The sequence below is a fragment of the Kitasatospora sp. NPDC056181 genome, assembly GCF_042266225.1.
In the GTDB taxonomy this organism is placed as follows: domain Bacteria; phylum Actinomycetota; class Actinomycetes; order Streptomycetales; family Streptomycetaceae; genus Kitasatospora.
Window position 1 is genome coordinate 1 of the sequence record NZ_JBHJUK010000070.1, and the last position, 17492, is coordinate 17492.

Annotated in this window: 13 protein-coding genes and 1 pseudogene; 7 read left to right on the forward strand and 7 right to left on the reverse strand. The window is 71.9% G+C overall.

Translation table 11 applies throughout. The annotated features are described in order from the left end of the window. Positions 1–169: 169 nt before the first annotated feature. Complete coding sequence (locus ACFC1F_RS24645; protein ID WP_376161333.1) at positions 170–1036, reverse strand: alpha/beta fold hydrolase; 867 nt, start codon at positions 1034–1036, stop codon at positions 170–172. Between the two features lie 62 nt (positions 1037–1098). On the opposite strand from ACFC1F_RS24645, the gene ACFC1F_RS24650 reads away from it, so the two are divergent. The 3 genes from ACFC1F_RS24650 to ACFC1F_RS24660 all read left to right on the forward strand — a co-directional run bounded on the left by ACFC1F_RS24650 (position 1099) and on the right by ACFC1F_RS24660 (position 4812). After that, positions 1099–1650: a helix-turn-helix domain-containing protein gene (locus ACFC1F_RS24650; RefSeq protein WP_148646093.1), complete on the forward strand. Its 552-nt coding sequence runs from the start codon at positions 1099–1101 to the stop codon at positions 1648–1650. 293 nt (positions 1651–1943) lie between these two features. Further along, a complete protein-coding gene (locus ACFC1F_RS24655) occupies positions 1944–4475 on the forward strand; it encodes a collagenase (protein ID WP_376161334.1) in 2532 nt (843 codons plus the stop codon). 130 nt (positions 4476–4605) lie between these two features. Then, positions 4606–4812 (forward strand): hypothetical protein, encoded by a 207-nt coding sequence (locus ACFC1F_RS24660; RefSeq protein WP_209416503.1) that lies wholly within the window; start codon positions 4606–4608, stop codon positions 4810–4812. A 274-nt stretch (positions 4813–5086) separates the two neighbouring features. Here ACFC1F_RS24660 and ACFC1F_RS24665 read toward each other — a convergent pair whose 3' ends face one another. The 4 genes and pseudogenes from ACFC1F_RS24665 to ACFC1F_RS24680 all read right to left on the reverse strand — a co-directional run bounded on the left by ACFC1F_RS24665 (position 5087) and on the right by ACFC1F_RS24680 (position 11020). Next, positions 5087–8731 (reverse strand): WGR and DUF4132 domain-containing protein, encoded by a 3645-nt coding sequence (locus tag ACFC1F_RS24665; RefSeq protein WP_376161336.1) that lies wholly within the window; start codon positions 8729–8731, stop codon positions 5087–5089. Positions 8732–8971: 240 nt separating this feature from the next. Beyond that, positions 8972–9128: pseudogene (locus ACFC1F_RS24670) on the reverse strand (exodeoxyribonuclease III); the annotation flags it as partial. Between the two features lie 313 nt (positions 9129–9441). Beyond that, positions 9442–10032, reverse strand: coding sequence for a hypothetical protein (locus ACFC1F_RS24675; protein WP_376161338.1), 591 nt, complete (start codon positions 10030–10032; stop codon positions 9442–9444). Positions 10033–10048: 16 nt separating this feature from the next. Beyond that, positions 10049–11020 (reverse strand): aldo/keto reductase, encoded by a 972-nt coding sequence (locus tag ACFC1F_RS24680; protein WP_376161340.1) that lies wholly within the window; start codon positions 11018–11020, stop codon positions 10049–10051. A 202-nt stretch (positions 11021–11222) separates the two neighbouring features. Here ACFC1F_RS24680 and ACFC1F_RS24685 point away from each other — a divergent pair, with 202 nt between their 5' ends. After that, a complete protein-coding gene (locus ACFC1F_RS24685) occupies positions 11223–11984 on the forward strand; it encodes a PhnA domain-containing protein (RefSeq protein WP_376161342.1) in 762 nt (253 codons plus the stop codon). A 385-nt stretch (positions 11985–12369) separates the two neighbouring features. Here the strand turns inward: ACFC1F_RS24685 and ACFC1F_RS24690 are convergent, their stop codons facing one another. Next, the gene (locus tag ACFC1F_RS24690; RefSeq protein ID WP_376161344.1) at positions 12370–13173 is read right to left on the reverse strand and encodes an exodeoxyribonuclease III; all 804 of its coding nucleotides are present in this window, start codon (positions 13171–13173) and stop codon (positions 12370–12372) included. A 319-nt stretch (positions 13174–13492) separates the two neighbouring features. On the opposite strand from ACFC1F_RS24690, the gene ACFC1F_RS24695 reads away from it, so the two are divergent. Then, a complete protein-coding gene (locus ACFC1F_RS24695; RefSeq protein ID WP_209416499.1) occupies positions 13493–14290 on the forward strand; it encodes a GntR family transcriptional regulator in 798 nt (265 codons plus the stop codon). 308 nt (positions 14291–14598) lie between these two features. Here ACFC1F_RS24695 and ACFC1F_RS24700 read toward each other — a convergent pair whose 3' ends face one another. Beyond that, positions 14599–15780, reverse strand: coding sequence for an ROK family protein (locus ACFC1F_RS24700; RefSeq protein WP_376161347.1), 1182 nt, complete (start codon positions 15778–15780; stop codon positions 14599–14601). Positions 15781–16156: 376 nt separating this feature from the next. On the opposite strand from ACFC1F_RS24700, the gene ACFC1F_RS24705 reads away from it, so the two are divergent. Together ACFC1F_RS24705 and ACFC1F_RS24710 are read left to right on the forward strand one after the other, a co-directional pair. Further along, complete coding sequence (locus ACFC1F_RS24705) at positions 16157–16852, forward strand: 50S ribosomal protein L11 methyltransferase (RefSeq protein WP_209416497.1); 696 nt, start codon at positions 16157–16159, stop codon at positions 16850–16852. 168 nt (positions 16853–17020) lie between these two features. Further along, positions 17021–17473, forward strand: a complete 453-nt coding sequence (locus ACFC1F_RS24710) for a GNAT family N-acetyltransferase (RefSeq protein WP_376161382.1) — start codon at positions 17021–17023, stop codon at positions 17471–17473. Positions 17474–17492 lie beyond the last annotated feature (19 nt).

The window sequence follows — 17492 nt, forward strand, 5'->3', positions numbered from 1 at the left end:
ACCTTTATATAAACTTGGTTGGTGGGGGCCCGCTTCTTTTTTTTATAAGCCACCGCGCGAGCTTTGACCTCTTACAACGCTTCTTTGGCCGAGCCGGGGGGGGGGGCCGCCCCGGGGCGGCCCCACCACCCAGCAGGCTCGCAGGCCTGGGCCGGCGGCGCGGATCCGGTCACGTCGACGGGGCACCTGCCCGGCCGGCGTGGTCGAGGAGGTGCTTGACCCTGTCGGCGACGATCTTCGGCTGGTCGGCCTGGATGAAGTGGCCGGAGTCGACTGTTTCGAACCGGCCGTCCGGGAGGGACTCGGTCCAGCGCCGCTGGTGCGCGGCCAGGTCGGCGTGGTGCCGTGACCGGCCCGCCTGGGGACGCGAGGCCGAGAGCAGGATGGTCCGGCAGGTCGGCGGGGCCGGCGGGTCGGCGCGGAAGCGGGGGATGGCCGCAGCCACGGCCTTGATCTCCTTCCTCGTCTGTGCGGTCCCGGACGGGACGAAGTCCTCGGCGAGCATGGTCTCGTAGGTGTCCGTCGGGAACAGCCGGCGGATGTTCCCGCTGGCCAGGCGGGCCAGCCGGCGGGAGCGGAACAGCACCTGGGTCACGGCCAGTGAACGGTCGACCCTCGCGGCCGTCCGGTCGAAGGTGTCGTAGACCGGCGCGCCTTCCGCTGCCGGATCGAGCAGCAGCATCCCCCGCAGCCGCCGGCCCAGGCCCTCCACCGCACGGCGTGCGACCAGCCCTCCCATGCTGTGCGCGACGAGCACGAAGCGGTCGGGGACAACCGCCTCGACCAGCGCGACCAGGTCTGCGGCCAGGTCCTCGATGCTCAATTGGGTTGCCGTCCGGCCGCTGCGCCCGAAGCCGGCGCGGTCGTAGGCGACCATCCTTGTCCGGTCCGTGAGCCACGGCAGCACCGGATCCCAGCAGGTGCGCCCCATCCCCCCGCCCGCCTCGAAGACCACCCAGTCCGCCCCGCTGCCGGATTCCTCGACATGGACGGTCCGGCCGTTCACTCGCACCGCCCGCCCCGCTGCCTGACGCATGCCCCCTCCAAGGTCACTGTTTCCATTTTCGATAATAGTAACGAGCATGGAATCGTAACGCCATGGACACTACCGACGTACTTCTCCACCCCGTGCGCCTGCGCGTGGTGCACGCGCTCTCCGGCGGCCGGGTGCTCACCACCGCGCAGCTGTGTGAGCGCATGCCCGAGGTGCCGAAGGTGACCATGTACCGGCATGTCGCCCTGCTGGCCGAGGCCGGCTTCCTGGAGGTGGCCGGAGAGCAGCGGGTGCGCGGCGCTGTCGAGCGGCACTACCGACTGCGGCAGGACCGCCCGGTCGTCGACGTCGACGCCGCCGCGGCGATGACGCCGGAGGACCACCGCCGCGGCTTCGCCACCGCCATGGCCGTGCTGATCGCCGAGTTCAACGCCTACCTCGACCGCGACGGCGCCGACCCGGTGGCCGACGCGGTCTCGTACCGCCAGGGCACGCTCTGGCTCAGCCCGGACGAACTCGCCGAGATGACAGCTGAGTTGCTCGCGGTACTCGGTCCTCGGCTGGCCAACCGGCCGGCACCGGGTCGTGCACCCTATCTGCTCAGTCCCATCCGCTTCCCACTCGGTCCGCCGTCCCCCGACGAGGAGCGGCCTTGAACCGACGGCCGCGTTGGGGGCGCAGATCGGCCAGTCCGTGCGACCCGTCGGCCTTGTGTGGCCGTCCGGATCGTGGCCAGATGTCCCTTCGGCTCCCATGCGCCGATCCGCTCTGGCCGGGAACGTCGCAGGTCAGCCGCTCGGAGGGTGCGAGCCGCGAGTTGGCCGAAAGTCCCATGCAATATAACCTGTGACATTGTTCTGATCATCGGTCGATGACAGGATCCACGCCAAATCTCCTTCCTTCAGCCCGACCCCACGTCGGGCTGCCCCCACTCGACGAAGGATTCGGCGTGCTCCTGCGCACCAGACTCTCCGTGCTCGCGGCAGGCGTCGTCGCCTGTTGCGCCACGGCCACCGCCGTGCTCCCGGCCCAGGCCTTCGCGGCGCCGCCCGTCCTGACCGCCGGGTCGGCTCCGGCCACGACGGCCGCCTCGGCCGCCTCGGCCGGTCCGGTCGGCCCCGCCGCCCCGACGGCCCCGACCACGACGACGGGCTCCGAGGAACCCGGCGAGCCCGCCGCCCCGCTGTCCCCCGCGCTGATCGGCGCGACGCGCCTGCTGGAGGAGCCGGCCGACGCGGCCGCCCCCGCCCAGTTCAAGTCCCTCGCCGTACAGAGCTGCACCCCGGCCGACTTCGCGGCCCTCACCGGGGCCGACCTGGTCGCCTTCATCAAGAGCTCGACCCCGGAGTGCATCAACTCGCTGTACCAGAGCGCCGGCGCCGACCCGAGCATCTTCAACCAGGCCCGGATGCTGTCCGTCGCGGCCGTCCTCAAGGACGTGGCGGCGAACTACCCCGGCGACAACACGACCGGCATCGCGCAGCTGGTGAAGTACCTGCAGGTGGGCTACTACATCCAGTTCTACTACCCCGCTGCGGCGGGCGCGTACACCCCCGCGCTCACCGACGCCGTCACGACCGCCCTGGACACCCTCTTCGCGGGCACCCGCTGGCGCGACGTCAGCGAGAACAACGGCCGCATCCTCAAGGAGGTGGTGTGGCTCACCGACAGCGCCAACGTCCAGGCCCACTACCTGGGCGTCTACAAGCGGATCCTGGACGAGTACGACAACACGTACAACCAGTTCCCGCAGATGCGCAGCGCGGTCAACTCCGTGCTGTTCTACCCGCTCTGGGAAGGCTACCGGAACAAGGACTTCGTCCGAGCGCTCGCGGCCGACCCGAGTCTCATCAACTCGCTCGCCGACTTCGCGATCAACCACCGGGACCTGCTCAGCGGGCCCCACTCCGTCCTCGACACCAACGCGGGCAACGACCTGGCCAAGTTCGCCGGGACCGGCCCCGCCGCCGAGGCCGTGGCCAAGCCGCTGGTCAAGAAGGTGCTGGACTCCGCGCCGCTGCTCTCGCCCTTCGGGACGCTGTACCTGTACACGGCCCGCCAGGCCGAGTACTTCAACTACGGCCAGTGCTCGTACTACGGCATCTGCGACCTGCGGAACAAGCTCACCTCGGTGATCCTGCCGAACCAACTGGTCTGCGACAACCGCATCCTCCAGGCCCAGTCCCTGTCGGCCGCCGAACTGGCCACCGTCTGCGAGAGCCTGCGCAAGCAGGACGCGCTCTTCCACGGCGTGTCCAAGGACAGCGGGGCCATCCCGAACCAGTACGCCAAGACCGTCACCTTCGGGATCTTCGCCAACAAGGCCGACTACACCACCTACTCGTGGGCGATCTACGGCAACAGCACCGACAACGGTGGCCAGACCGTCATGGACGCGACCGACCCGAACAAGCGGGCCGTGACCGTGATGTACCAGAAGGCCTGGAACGTCAACGACCCCGCCCGGGTGTGGAACCTCAACCACGAGTACACCCACTACCTCGACGGCATCTACAACCTGAAGGGCAACTTCGACACCCAGTCGTCCGTCCCGAACAAGTGGTGGGTCGAGGGCCTCGCCGAGTACGTCTCGTACAGCCACCGCGGCGCCACCGACGTCGACGCGATGAACCAGGCGGCCAAGCACACCTACAAGCTCAGCACGCTCTTCCAGAACACCTACGCCAACTCGGACTCGACCCGCATCTACCCGTGGGGCTACCTGTCCGTCCGGTACATGCTGGAGAGGCACCCGGCCGACGTCCAGGCCATGCTGGAGCGCTTCCGCGTCGGTGACTACCCCGGTGGCTACGCGGTCTACAACAACCTCGGTACCTCGTACGACGCCGACTTCGACGCCTGGCTCGACGCCTGCGTCGCCGGCGGCTGCTACGCGACCGGTCCGACCTCGCTGTTCGACACCACGGTGAACGGCGCGACCGTCAGCCTGAACGAGCGCTCCGTGCAGACCGGCCCGGGCCGGATCACCGGCTGGCACTGGGACTTCGGCGACGGCACCTTCTCGGACGAGCGCAGCCCGAGCCACACCTACGGCGCGCCCGGCCTGTACACCGTCGCGCTGACCACCACCGATGACACCGGCCGGAGCGGCACCACACAGGGCGCGGTCACCACGACCGCCCTCGGCCTGCCGGCCTGCCCCGAGCAGCGCGCCGACGCGATGGACCGCAACTGCGCCCGGACCGGCCGCTCGGCGACCGCCGGCAACACCGACCACCTGTACGTCTACCTGCCGGCCGGGACCGCCACGCTGAAGGTCAACACCTTCGGCGGCACCGGCACCGCGTACCTGTACTACAACGCGGACACCTGGGCGTCGCCGAAGGCCTACACCGCCGCCTCCACGGCCGCCGGCACCACCCAGTCCATCACCGTCACCAACCCCACGGCGGGCTACCGCTACCTCGGCCTGTACGCCGCCACCGACTTCACCGGCGTCACCGTCACCACCCAGTTCTGATCACGGAGCACCGCGACCGGCGCCCGGCCGGGCTCTCCCGGCCGGGCGTTCGCGTGCGCGGGCGGGGCACTTCGCGCCGGACCGTCCGGGTGGCGATGACACGGCCGCGGCACTCGCCCGCGGCGAGGAGGTGCTGCGCTCGGCGGAGGCGGCCGAACGGGCGGCCGGCTGCGACCGGCGGCGCGACCCGCGGGCCGTGCTGCTGATGCGCGAGCTGCCGGCGGACCCCGAGGGTGCGGCCGTCCTGACCTTCCGGGCGGCGGAGATCCTCGGCGCCCCCGAACTGGTACCTGCCCGTCGAACTCGAAGCACGAGTACGACAGACGAAGTGTGCTGAAAGCTCGGCGTCGGGCGCGTGATGCGCGGGACCGTCGGGCCCCCCGACGAACTTGCGGGCGATGCCGGCCGTCTCGTCGCCGACGATGAACCGGCGGGCCGCGCGCAGGCTCAGCTCCCAGCCCGGCGGGCGGTGGTCGCGGTCCTCGGCGCGCAGCGCGGCCAGCTCCTCGGCGTACCTGACCTCGGCAGGGGCGGGCGCTGGGCCTCCTCCTCGGCGGTGGTCGTGGTCATGGCGGCCTTCCGGGGGTGGTGGTCGAGAGGGTGGCGGGGTGTCACAGCGTGGTCAGCTCGGTGAGGTCGGCGATCACCTCGGAGGCGATCACCGGGTCGAGCTCGGCGAAGGTCGGGAAGGTGCGGTTGTGGGTCCAGTAGTCGCCCGGGCGCCTGTCGAGCCACACCGTTTCCACCCGCTGCTCGGGGTAGGAGTCGAACATGCCGACGGCGATGCCGTCCTCCGGGGCGATCACCACGTAGAGGTCGGGTCCGACCCGGCGGGACAGCCACTGCTCGACGCCGTTGTCCTGGGGCTCGCCGCGCCGCCAGCCGCGCCGTTCCATTCCGACCAGCCGGGTGGTGGGCAGCACCGGACCGTTCTCGAAGCGGGTGAGGCGGTGGCCGGCCCGCTCCTCGTCGGTCAGCGCGTACACCGGGCGGACGAGCTGTCGGAACGGCTGGAGGATCTCGCAGTCGGTGAACAGCTCCGACCAGTCGGCGAGGCTGTCGCCGAGCTGGAGCGGGTGCGCCAGCCGGACGGAGGCCGTGTCCGGCAGCGCGAACGGCTCGTCCCGGACGTCCGCCAGGGTGCGGTCCTCGGCGACGCGGAACGCCGTCACCGTGCCGGCCGTCTCGGACAGCCACACCAGGCGGCGCACCAGGTGCCACAGCAGCGGATGCCCGACGAAGAGCTGGTCGAACTCCTGCGCCGTCCACGAGCGTTGGGTGATCATCGCCTCCTCCAGGCGGCGGATCTGGTCTCCCGCCACCGTGCGGACGTCCTTCTTGAGCGCGGCGAAGCGCTTGCGCTCGGCGGGCGCAAGCTCGGCGTCGTCCCGCGCCCCCGGGGCGGGCAGGTCCTTGCGGCGGGCGCCGGCCGCGTCCAGCACGTACGGCTTGAGCTGCTGGTCGAAGCCGACCGTGAATGTCCGGGTGCCGTAGTCGATGACGGTGGTCCCGTCGGCATCCAGCCCGAAGTCCGGGACCAAGCGGTCGGACAGCTGCTCCCCGGTCAGGCCGAGACCGGCCGCCACCTCGGAGATCTTCTCCTGGGCCCGGGTCTTGAGCGCCTTGAACTTCACCCGCTGTGCGATGCCGTGCAGGTGCAGCAGGGCCACGTCGGTGCCGATGGCGGCCAGCACCTCCAGGCCGTCCACCGCCCGGTGGTGGGCCCCCTCGCCCGGCCAGGCGCGGAGCACCGGTGTTAGTTGGCGGACCGTCTCGTCGTCACCGAACCGGCCGAGCACGTGCAGCGCCCAGCCGTCCTGGGCGGGCATGCCGGCCAGCCGCCACTGCTCGAACACCGCCCAGCAGAACTCCGTCAACGACCGCGGCTCGCACAGCAGGGCCACCTCGTCGAGGCCGGGGTAGAACGCCTTGGGTTCGGACAGCGCGAGCATGGTGAGCACGTGCCGCACCGCCTCGGCGGGGAGGGCGCCGTCGCCGCCGCGCAGCAGCAGCTGCGGCAGCATCACCGGCTCCGCCCAGTCGCAGCGCGGGGGCAGCTTCGCCGGGAGCGCGGTCACCAGCGGGTCGGCCGCCAGCAGCGTGCCCACGGCCTCCTCCGCCTCTGGCCCGTACTCGGCGGCCACCGCGCGCACCGCCGCCGCGCCGTGTGCCTCGGCGATCACCCGCAGGGCCTGCTCGGCGCCGTGCCGGGCCGCCCCGGCCTTCCCGAGCGCGGCGGGCACCAGCAGCCGGGCCGCGTCCACGCCGTGCCGGGCGAACCAGGAACGCGCGGTGCTCCCGGCCGACTTGAGGCGCACCAGCCAGTCGACCATGGTCTCGGCCGCCCGGGCGTCCAGGTACGGAAGCAGCAGGGGCGCGTGCGTGGCAGGGTTCCCCATCGCTGCGGCCCGGATCGGTTCGACGGCGTCCGTCCCGAAGCGGGCGGCGACCCGGCGCAGGGAGTCCCCGGAGTGCCAGATGCGCTCACCGGTGCGCCACTGCGCGAGCAGGGGCCGGGCCAACTCCTCGTCGCCGTACGCGAAAAGAGCGAGCTCGGCGTGCTGTCCGCCGCGCAGCCGCGCGTCGTGGGGCTGCCCGATCCTGGCCCGGATCGTGGCCGCGACCCGCTGCCAGTCCTCGTCCGACCAGCTCGTGTACCAGGACTCGGAGTTCGCCGCCCACGCCTCGCGCTCACCCGGCAGCCACCGCATCTGCGGTTCCTGCGGCGCGCAGAGGCCGGTCAGCACGCGGGGCTTGCCGGCGGAGCGCGGCCGTGTCCACGGCGGACTGGTGAACAGCTCCGGCAGCGAGTCGGAGCCGACCTCCGGCACCCGCTCGCCGAGGTCGGTGAGCGGTTCGACCAGGGCCGCCTGCTCCGGCGTCAGCTCCGGCAGCAGTTCGAGCGCGGTCGCGCGGTGGACGGCGACGTGGCCGGCGAGGAGTTGCCGGGCGAGCTGCTGCGCGGCCGGGTCCGTGGAGGTCACCGCGGCCTCGGCGAGCAGGCGCAGGGCACGCCGGGGGAAGCGGCGGAGACCGGCCAGGAGGGCAGCGCGGGTGGACTTGATGCCGTCCTGCTGGGCGAGTAGCCCCCGGAAGCCCTCGTCGGAGGGGAGCTCGGCGAGCGCGTCCAGGATCCGCTTCTTGCCGTCCTTGTGGTGGTAGCCGGTGGTCAGGTCGTGCAGCATCACTGGTGCTACGTCGCCGCCGAGACCCTCCGCCACGGTCGCGATGATCTCGGTGGACCATCCGTCATAGCCCAGGCTCGGCAGCAGGGGGAGCTTCTCCAGCGGTTCCGCCGAGGAGAGCGAGCACAGCAGCATCGACCACTCGACGGCGGCCAGTCGGGAGCCCGACGCGACGCACTCCTCGACCCAGGCGGTCTCGGACGGCACCAGGTACGCAGCCACCACCAGGTGGGTCAGATTGTTCCGGCAGCCCGCCAGGGCCTCGACCGCCGCGCGGTGGGTCTCCTCGTCGCAGGCCGCCAGCAGCGACCGGACCCGGTCCGCGGCGGGACGGTACTTGCCGTGCCTCTGGTTGGCCCCGCGCAGGACGCGGGGGTGGACGGACATCTGGCGGATCCAGTCGGTCTCGACAGCCGTCGTGAACAACTCGACGGTGGCCCTGGCCGCGAACGGCAGGCCGAACTCCGCCACCCAGGCGTCCACGGCCACGCGGACCCCGTTGTTGCTGGGATAGGAGAACACGGCGGCGAGCACCGCCGCACCGAGCGGGTCCCGGCTGCCGGACTGGTGGGCACGGGCGGCCGCGACCAGCTCCGGGTCACTGCGCTCCGAGGTGAGCGTCTGTTCCGGCCAGTCCCCCATCTGCCGCAGCCCGTCGCGGTACGAGGTCACCGGGCCCTTCCCCGGCGCGGACGGCTTCCGGGGAATGCCGCCCCGGCGCGGGATCAGGGCCCGACGCCAGGCGTCCGGCATGACGAAGACGTCCTCGTCCTCGGGACCGGCGGCCTCGGCCGTGGGCGCGGACACGCCGGGCTGCGCCACGGGCACCGGATCCGCCGCCGCACCCGGCTCCGTACCCGCCCCCGCACAGATCTCGCGGTAGCCCTTGCGCTCCTTCTCGGCGACCACCTTGGCGAAGTGCGCCTGCGCCTCCTCCACGGTCGGGAACGTCTTGACCTGTTCCCGCCCGCCCGTACCGGACCGCCCGTACCGCACGGTCACCGCGACACCGTCGACCGCGGCCTCCCAGAACTTGTCCGAGCCGCCCTCGACGAACTCCCAGCGCCGCACAGCCCCGCCCCTCTCCTCGCACTGATGATCAGGAGACGAACGTTAGCGAGTCCCACCGACAGTCCCCATCGTGACTTTTGCAAACCGACGCGTTCCCGGAAAAGAAACTGACTTGCATTCAGAGAATGGCGATCACCGCGTAGCACCATTCGCGGGGACATAGCTGCTGTGGTCATCACTTCCGGCAGGTCGCGCGACGACCGCAGCAGTCGAAGCCAGTTGCCCGAACTTCGCAAAATATCAATGGAGTTGGTCGAGATCGAAGGCGGCTGTCACCGGTGCATGGGCTCCATCGCTCGGCGTGGGACGCGGCGCGTTCAACGTAGGCCTCGACGGCCTTGGTGGCGAGGCCCGGGGTGGCGACCTGGAGGTCAATCCTCCAGCCCGAGTCGTTGTCGACCCACAGGGTTGACTCGCCGGCCCCCATGCAGCGGGCGGTACGGTGTCGGGCCTCCGGATCGGGGCCATGATGCTCTGGCACGACATGCCCATCCGGGACGAGCTGGTCACCCTGCCGGTCGCCGGGCACGAGGCCGCCGCGACCACGCCGGCCTGGCTGTTCCTCCACCTCCACCAGCGCCGCCTACAGCACCACCGTCCGCCCCGGCGGTACTCACCCAGGGGTGGACCGGCGGCCCAAGCCCCGGTCACATCCGCGAGCGTGACCGGGGCAGAGTCCCGCCGGCGGCGAGGGGTGAGCCTGCCGTTCCTCAGGACGCGCTGAACCTCAGAAGGAGGCGGGGGCACGGCGCCGCGACCTCGTCCTCAGGGGGAGGGCCCCATGCCGCGAGTGCGGCGGAAACCCCCTGTGGGCCGGATTCCAGATAGCAGATCATGTTCACCGGGTAGCGACTGTTGTCGAACATGTAGCGGTCCATCGGTGTCGGCTCCTCGCTTATTCGCAGCCCTCGCTCTTCGGGTGGGCCGATCCGGTGCCAGTCGGGATGCAGATGGATGGAGCCCAGGATCTCGACCCCGTCACGGTCCGCCTGCCGGTGAATACGAAGCAGATCCTGCGAGCTGCACCAGAATCCCCGGCGGGGGTTTCGGTAGGCGCTTCCGAAGCACGGCTCTATGGAGCTCGAGAACTCTTCGAGCGCCATCGGGTCGGTGGCACGGACGTTGGTAGCGAACTGGACCGTGGTGACGGCCGCGACACCGTCGACGACGGTGCCGAGCAGGAGGGCGAAACAGGAGGGTGGTTCCTGTGGCGTACAGGCCTCGTATTCATCGCGCGCTACTGAGATGAACGACTTGAGGGCGTCGAATCCGATCAGGGCGGTGTGGGGGATGAGGGTCACGATGGCTCCTCCTCCTTCAGCCGACGCGCGCAGGGTGGTCCGCCGCGGTGGTCCGTGAAGCGAGATCCAGCGAGTGAACCTCGGCCGGGGAGAGCTCCAGGGTCGCTCCCGGGATCAGTTCGGCGAGCTGCTCGGGCATCCTGCTGCTGGCGAGCGGAGCGACGACATGGGGCTGCGCCCTCAGCCAGGCCAGGGCCACCGCGGCGGGGGCGGTGCCGTGCTCGGCGGCGATCGTGTCCAGCGCCCGGAGCACCGCGCGGCCGCGGGGCGTTTCGCCGTACGGTCGTGCCGCGTCGCTGCGGACGCTGGGAACGGCGGGTGCGCCTTCACGGTACTTGCCGGTCAGGAAGCCCTGCGCCAGGGCGAAGTACGGGACGCAGGAGACGCCCTCGCGCTCGCAGGCCGGGGCGATCCCACTCTCGAAGGGCTCGCGCTCCATGAGGTTGTAGGGAGGCTGGACCGCCACGTACGAGGCGAGCCCCGAACGCTTCGAGACCTCAAGGGATTCGGCCAGCCTGGGGCCGCTGATGTTCGAGGCGCCGATATGGCGCACCTTCCCTGCCGAGATCAGCGCGTCGAGTGCGGCGAGGGTCTCTTCGAGGGGAGTTTCGGGATCGTCCGCGTGCGTGTAGTAGAGGTCGATATGATCCGTCCGCAGGCGGCGCAGGGATTCCTCCACCGCCTGGTGGACGACCTTCGCCGTGAGCCCGGACAGCCCGTTCAGTCGGCCTACCTTGGTGGCTATGACGAAACGGTCGCGCTGACCGCGCGCGGCCAGCCAGTTGCCGAGGATCGACTCGGACTCCCCACCGGTGTTTCCGGGGGCCCACTGGGAATAGGAGTCGGCGGTGTCGATGAAGTTCCCGCCCGCGGCGGCATAGGCATCGAGGACGCGGAAGGATGTCCGCTCGTCGACGGTCCATCCGAAGACGCTGCCGCCGAGGCAGAGTGGAAAGACGTCGAGCTCGGAATGTGCGATGGTGACCAATGGACGCTTTCTGGGTTCTTACCGGTCCCGGTGCTCGGTTCCGGTGCGGAGGGTGGGCGCAGGGGGGCGCGGCTCGGCGCGACTTCCCAAACCGTCCCCGCCCGAGGGGTCGACTGACGCCCGCGACAGCAATGTCCAATGAATGGCGTGCACTTGATATTTAGTCAGCGCGGAAACCGATACTACCGTCCGGTCCGATGCCATGCCGAGACGTCGGCTGGATTCCGTCGTGGTCGGGGTGTGCGCCTGCACCGTCGCTCTGCGCTCGAACGGCTCGACGGCGAGGCCGCCCCCGGTGGTTACCGGGCCGAGGCGGGTCGCGGCCGAGTCGTGGGTCGCAGGCTGTGGGCCCGGGTGGTTCCTTCGCTCGATCTCCCGTGGCAGGAAGGCGATCCAGCCTCGCGGCATACGAACTTCACCGGCCCCGGTGGAGGCGAGCCAGATCAGATGGCTCAGGCAGGCGCGACACGCAGTTGAACCGGTTGCTCGCGGCAGCGACACCGTGACCGTCATTAAGGACCTCAGGGTTGAGGGCAGCTCCTCCGGCATCAAGGTGGGCACCACGGTCCGCAACATCCGCCTGGTCGAGGGCGTCGACGGCCACGACATCGACTGGGCCAACTGTGGTGTCAGCGGGGTGTTCTCAGGGATCGGGCGGCGCACGCCGATACTGCCCGACCGGGCAGGCGCCCCTGCCCTCGCGCGCGGACTCGGCAGGGCTTGCCGGGCGAGGTCCGAGGATGCGGTCCGCGCATCGGTGGTGCGCGGCTACCGAGGGCGATACGCGGATCGGCTCGCGTGCGGGGGGCTCGGACGTCGTCCGGGACCGGTCCCTGCCGCACGTGCGCCCGGCAGGAAGCCGGGTCGGCCGGCTCGTCGACGGGAGGGCTGCCGTGGACGGATCCGCCCGGCTGCCGCAGAGATGACCAGGGGATTCAGGCGTTCGGAAACCTCGGCGCGGTAAGGATGAGGGCGTCACCGGCTGCACTCATCGCGACGGCCGACCAGGAAACCCTGTCCGACTACCTGCTGGCCGCCCTCAACTTCCCCCCCCGGGAGGCGATTCCCACCAGCCGCTGGAAGCTGTGGACCGGCACGTCCTGGTGGGACGAGGCGGCGCGGATGAGATCGAGAACGCTGGTTCGACCTCCACTCCGGCCCGGCGGAGGGGATCGCGGCTTGGCAGGTGGCCCCGTGCACCGCGGGCGCCGCAGGTCACACGCAGCGCTTCACGTCCGCGAGGCGGGTGTGGCCGGGTGCGGCCTTGTCGGAGAGCTGCGGTGGGCAGGTGCGGAGTGCGTCGACGGCCGGGCCGCCGATCGGGCGGCAGCCCGGCGGCCCGGGGTCGGTCAGCTCTCCAGGTCGTAGGCCACGGTGACGGGGGCGTGGTCGGACCAGCGTTCGGCGTGGGTGTCGGCGCGCTCGACGCGGGCGTCGGTGGCCCTGGCGGCGAGGCCCGGGGTGGCGACCTGGAGGTCAATCCGCCAGCCCGAGTCGTTGTCGAAGGCCCGGCCGCGGTAGGACCACCAGGTGTAGGGGCCGGTGCGGTCGGGGTGGAGGCGGCGGACCACGTCGACGTAGCCGGCCTCCTCGTAGACGCGGGTGAGCCAGGCGCGTTCCTCGGGGAGGAAACCGGCCGACTTCTGGTTGGCCTTCCAGTTCTTGAGGTCCTCCGGGCGGTGGGCGATGTTCCAGTCGCCGCAGACGACGACCTCGCGGCCCTCCGCGGCGGCCCGGGTGCGGAGCCTGCCGAGGTGGACGAGGAATTCCGCCATGAAGCGCTCCTTCTCCTCCTGGCGTTCGGTGCCGACTTCGCCCGAGGGGAGGTAGAGGCTGGCCACGGTCAGCCCGGGAAGGTCGATTTCCACGTACCTGCCCGAATTGTCGAATTCCTCGGACTGGAATCCGACCACCGTGCGCTCCGGCTCCTGCCGGGACAACAGGGCGACGCCCGCGCGGCCCTTGGCGACCGACGGCGCCCAGACCGCGTTCCAGCCGTCCAGGTCGCGCAGCTCCACGGGCAGCTGCCCGGGCTCGGAGCGGACCTCCTGCAGGCAGATCACGTCCGCCTCGGTGGCCGCCAGCCACTCGATGAAGCCCTTCTTGGCGGCCGCCCGGATCCCGTTCACATTGACACTCGTCACCACAATCACCCGGGAAGCCTATCGAGCCCCCCGGCCGGCGCGGCGGCGGCGCGTCGAGCGCGGGGGAAGGGCCGGAGTACCAAGGGCCGACGGCCGGGTGTCCGGATATCGGAGTGTCGTGAACGCGGCGTGAACCCGCGGGACAACCGCACCAACCGCCGTCATTGGTCTTGACCATCTCCCGACGAAGCCCCTAGGGTCACTTACTGCAAGGACCTTTAATAAAGAAGGACGGATAAAGCCCGCTCTCCCACCTGCCGCAACAGCGGACAGCGGGCCGGGTCCGCCCTCCTTTCAGCACGGCGGACAAAACAGGGTGGAGGCCACGGTGGGAACGACAGGACAGCTCGCGGCGGTACCGGAACCGAAGTACTGGCACCTGCGCACGGTGCTGCTCCGCGCGATCGACACGGAGTTCTCCACCGGCCAGGTCCTGCCCAACGAGCGCGAGCTCTCCGCCCGCTTCGGGGTCGCCCGGGCCACCCTGCGCCAGGCGCTCGACCAGTTGGAGCTGGAGGGCCGGCTGGTCCGCCGCCGCGGCATCGGCACCCTGATCGCCGCCCCCCGGGTCGGCGTCCCGGTCAACCGGCACGAGGAGGGCTGGCCCGGCACCGCCCGCAGCCAGGCCTGGCGCACCGTCGACTGCACCACCGCCCCCGCCACCGCGCGGCTCGCCAAGGCGCTCGGCATCGCCGAGGGCGCCACCGTGCACACCGTCCGCCGGGTGCGGATGGTCCAGGGCCAGAACATGGCCACCGAGTCGCTGCACGTGCCCGCCGCCGCCCTGCCGCACCTGCCCGGCTTCCGCGCCGAGAGCGACCGTGCCCGCTCGGTGCTGCGCCAGCTGGAGCGCCTGGAGGTCGACGGTGAGTCCCGCGCCGTCGAGCTGGGCGTCGCCGAGGCCGAGGAGGCCGCCCTCCTGGAGCGCCCGCCCGGCTCGCCCGTCCTGGTGATGACCACCCAGTACGCCGCCGCCGGCCGCCTGGTCGCCCTCGCCGTCTCCACCTACCGCGCCGACACCTGCAAGCTCACCTTCGGCGAGGCCGGCGTCGTCGAGGTCACCCCTGTCGGCGCCCCCGTCGGCGCCGCGACCGGTGCCGCCGCCGAGGTGCGCACCGCCTCCTGAACCACCTGCCGAAACACCCTCAGGCCCAGGCCCGGACACGCCCACAGGCGTCCGGGCCTGGGCCGTTGGTGGCGGCGGTCGTTGGTGGCCGCCTTCGGGAGAGGCCGTCGCGGGAGAGGCCTTCGGGAGAGGCCGTCGCGGGAGACCACCGGGCGAGGGCAGCAGGAGAGGCCGCCGGTGGCGGTGTGCTCAGCCCCCGACGGCCGGGTGGACCTGCCGGCAGCCCTTCACCGAACGGGTCACGAAGACGGTGATCCGGTGCACGTCGCGGCGCCGGACGGTCGCCGCGAGACCCCTCTCCGGGGGGATCAGGCCCGGGCGCCCGCGCCCGTGGGCGGGTCGACGGCGTAGAGCTGCTCCTCGACCTGGTCCAGCGCCACCCGCAGCGCGCCCATCGCGACGACCTCCGAGCCGAGTGCGGCCAGCGCCACCTCGGGGGCGCGCAGGGTGAACTGGGCGAGGCGCTCGCGCAGCGGCTCCAGGACGCCGTCGAGACCGGCAGCCCAGCCACCGACCACGACCAGCTGCGGGTCTATCGCCAGGACCAGGGCGGCGACGCCCTGCACCAGGCGGGTCAGGAAGCGGTCCATCGCCACCTTCGCCACCTCGTCGCCCTCACGGGCCAGCTTCAGCACCCGGGCGACGGCGGCCTCGTCCAGCGGGTTGAGCGGCTTGCCGGTGGTGGAGAGCAGGCGCTCGGGGGTGACCTCCTGGCCGAGCAGGTGGAGGGCGCCGATCTCGCCGGCCGCGCCGCCGAACCCGCGGTGCAGCTTGCCGTTGATCAGTGAGCCGGCGCCGGGGCTGAGGCCCGCCATCACGAAGACCACGTCGTCCGCGCCGACGGCCGCGCCCTGCCAGTGCTCGGCGATGGCGGCCAGGTTGGCGTCGTTCTCGATCATCACGGGGCAGCGGAACGAGCGTCGCAGCCGGGCGCCCAGGTCGAGGCCGGTCCAGCCGGGCATGGCGGTGCCGAGCTGCACGGTGCCGTCGCGGTCGACGATGCCGGGGGTGCCGACGCCGACCGCCCAGAGGTTGTCCCGGGAGACGCCGGCCTTGCGCAGGACCTCGGCGACGACGGTTCGTACGGCCGTCAGCCGCTCCTCGGCGTCCATGCCCTCCTCGACGGTCCGGAAGTGACTGCCCACCACCTCGCCGGTGAGGTCGGCGAGGATGACCCGGATGTCGTGCACGCCGATCTCGACACCCAGGATGTGCCCGGCCTCGGCGCGGAACCGGAACCAGCGGGCCGGACGCCCCCGACGGCCCGCGCCTCCGGGCTGGCCGCCGTTCTGCGGCTGGTCCACCTCGGCGACCAGGCCGGTCTCGACCAGGCCCTCGATCACGCCTTCCACCGTGGGCCGGGACAGTCCGGTGTCCCCGACCAGTTGAGTGAGGGTTACCGAGTGGCCGGCCCGCAGCGCCCGAAGCGTGACCGCCGCGTTGATCCGCCGCAGCAGCGAGGAGTCTCCTCCGGTGAGCCGATCCGCCAAAACGCTGCCCTTCGCCGTTCGCGCGACAGCCCTGGCGCGCGGTGCCGAGTGCGCGGTGACGACCGGATGCCGACCACCGAATGCCGACCGCCGGGTGTCCCGCGGGAGTCCGCCGCCCGGACCGCGGACACGGCAGCGCTGAGCCGCCTGCGCCAGCCCGGAGGGCACGTGCCGGATGCTACCCGGGCCCGGGCCCGGCGGGCGAGCATCTTCGCAGCTCACCAAGGCTTCGGTATCGAAATGGTACGCACCGGGCCGCCGTGCGTGCTCCGCCCTTCCACGGCACCACCGGCACACCCTCGCCCCTCTCCCGCCCCTGCCCGCGGCGCGGCGCGGGCTGGTCGGGACGCCCCCGCGGAGCCTCTATGCTGCGGACATGCTGAACGAGACGCGCGACGTTCATCCGGGTGCAACTGTGCTGTCGGACCGGAGCTTTGTGCGGAGTGAGACCCGGCCGACCCCGGTGCCGTTCGTACCCGAGGTCACCCTCCACATGGCGGAGGACGCCATCGCACTGTGGGAGACCACGGAGGCGGTGCGCGGCGAGGTCGGCCTGGCACCGCCGTTCTGGGCGTTCGCATGGGCCGGCGGGGTCGGCGTCGCGCGGTACGTGCTCGACCACCCGGAGCTGGTCGCGGGGCGGGCGGTGCTCGACCTGGCGGCCGGGTCCGGACTGGTCGGCATCGCGGCGGCGCTGCGCGGAGCGCGGTCGGTGCGGGCCGCCGAGATCGACGCCTACGCGGTGGCGGCCATCGACGTCAACGCCGAGGCGAACGGCGTCCGGGTCGACGCCGCGGTGGAGGACCTGCTGGACGGGGACGGCGCACCGGCCGAGGTGGTGCTCGCCGGCGACGTCTTCTACGAGCGCGCGATGGCCGCCCGCTTCCTCCCCTTCCTGGAGCGGGCGCGGGCCCGTGGCGCGGTGGTGATCGTCGGCGACCCGGGCCGGGCCTACCTGCCGCGCGAGCGGTTCAGCGCGCTGGCCGCGTACGACGTCCCGGTGGTCGCCGACCTGGAGGACGCGGCGCTCAAGACCACCACGGTCTGGCGGCTCGATCCGCCGCAGGGCTGAGCCCGTCCGGAGTCCGGAAATACCAGCGGACGGGCCGAACGGCCTGGTAGACACACCGACATGACCGACGACCACATGACCGGCGACGACACGGCCGGCGACGACATGACCGGTGACGGCATGGCCGACGAGCTCGCCGACGACCTGACCGACGAGGCCGCCTCCGACGTGACCGCCACCACCGGCGCGGGTGACGTCGCGCTGCGTGCCGCCACCCCCGACGAGATACCCGCGGTGCTCGCCCTCTGGGCCCGCGCGGCCAAGGGGACCAGCATCACGGACGACGCCGACGGTGTGGCCGCGCTGCTGGAGCGCGACCCGGAGTGCCTGATCGTCGCCACGCCGGCCGCGGACACCGGGACCGTCGTCGGCACGGTGATCGCCGGTTGGGACGGCTGGCGCTGCCACCTCTACCGCCTCGCCGTCGACCCCGCGCACCGCCGCCGTGGCATCGGCGCCGCCCTGCTGGCCGCCGCCGAGGCCCGCTTCACCGCCCTCGGCGGACGCCGCGCCGACGCCATGGTGCTGGACGACAACGGCCTCGGGCAGCGCACCTGGAAGGCGGCCGGCTACGGCCCCCAGCCGCAGTGGACCCGCTGGGTCAAGCCCCTGAACGCCTGACCGCGGGCCGCAGGGTCGC